General features: G+C 61.0%; 1 pseudogene. It reads right to left on the minus strand.

The features are described from left to right. Positions 1 to 1147: pseudogene (locus tag CXY71_RS00075) on the minus strand (IS110 family transposase); the annotation flags it as partial. Positions 1148 to 1386 lie beyond the last annotated feature (239 nt).

Below are 1386 nucleotides of genomic sequence, written 5' to 3' on the forward strand. Positions count from 1 at the left end.
CGTTCGATTCGGGAGAGGGTGCCGGGCCAGGTGTTGACGTGGTCTGCTGCCTCGCGGAGGGTGATGTGGAGTTCCTCGCGCATGGTGCGTAGGTCGGTGATTGCGGGCGCCGCTTGCGGGTTAGTGAGCTGACGGTAGAGTTCCCGGGCGACGTATCGTTTTAGGCAGCGCATGATTTCCTTTTTGGTCTTGCCTTGAGCCGTTCGTCGGGCCGCATATTCTCTCGTCCGGGAGTCGGTCGCGAGACGTGAGACGACGACGTGGTGGATTGCCGCGTTGGCCGCTCTGTCGCCGCCGCGGCTGAGGCGATGCCGGCTCGTCTTGCCGGATGACGCTGGTTTGGGGCGACGCCGACAAGGGCCGCGAACTGCGCTTCAGTGGCGATGCGTTCGGGGTTGTCGCCCACGGTGACGAGGAGCTGGCTGGCTACTTCGATGCCAACGCCGGGGACGTCCCGCAACAGCGGTGCGCTGTCCCGGAGGATCTCTGCCAGCGCCGTATCGGTGTCAAGAATCTCCCGCTCGAGAAATTGGTATCGGGCGGCGAGCTTCTTCACAGTGAGGGCCGTTGCCGTGCCAGGATCTGTGAGGTTTCCTACTGGACGGGAGCGTTCCAACGCCAGGATGAGTTGTGCGCTCCTCAGGGCGCGAAACCTGCTCCGCACTTGCTCGGGAGCGGAGACGAGGATTCCCTTGATCTGGTTGATGGAGGTGGTGCGCGCCTTCATCGCTGAGCTGCGAGCGGCGCGGAGGACGCGGAGGCATTCGACGGGACCGTCCTTGGTTTTCGGCGTCGAGATGCCTCGTTCCGCTAAGACTGATTCGGCTGCTTGGTAGGCGTCCAAAGGGTCCGATTTTCCGCGTAAGCGCCGTGCTTGGCGGTTGGGTCGGTTGACCTCGTGGACGGGGAGTCCTGCTGTTCGCAGAACTCGACTGAGTTCCGCTCCGTAGCTGCCGGTTCCTTCGACGCCCACGCCGATGACCAGACCGAAGTGGGTGATGAAGGCGAGGACGTTCCGGTAACCGGAGCCAACTGCAAGGAATTCTTCAGCAGCGAGGTGTTTGCCGTGGTCGTCGATGATGGCGACGTAGTGAGTATCGGAGTGTGTGTCGACGCCGACGATGATATTCGGTATCTCTGTTGCCATGATGAAATTGCCTTTCCATTGCGTCCATCTGGGTGAAAGATGGGCACGTTGGCCAGGTGGGCAGACAAGACGGTAATGGGAATTCGCTTCAGGCTCCTATAAAGTCATGTCCGCCTGGTCAGCGCACCGTGAGCAGCCTTGAGACCGCGGACAGATCACGTAAAAGACAATCCTTGAAGGACGTCAGTCAGGGTTAGGGTCACGCAGCCTCAAGACTCTTCTCATCATTACCGTCAGGG

The organism is Cryobacterium sp. Y62 (genome assembly GCF_002929785.1).
In the GTDB taxonomy this organism is placed as follows: domain Bacteria; phylum Actinomycetota; class Actinomycetes; order Actinomycetales; family Microbacteriaceae; genus Cryobacterium.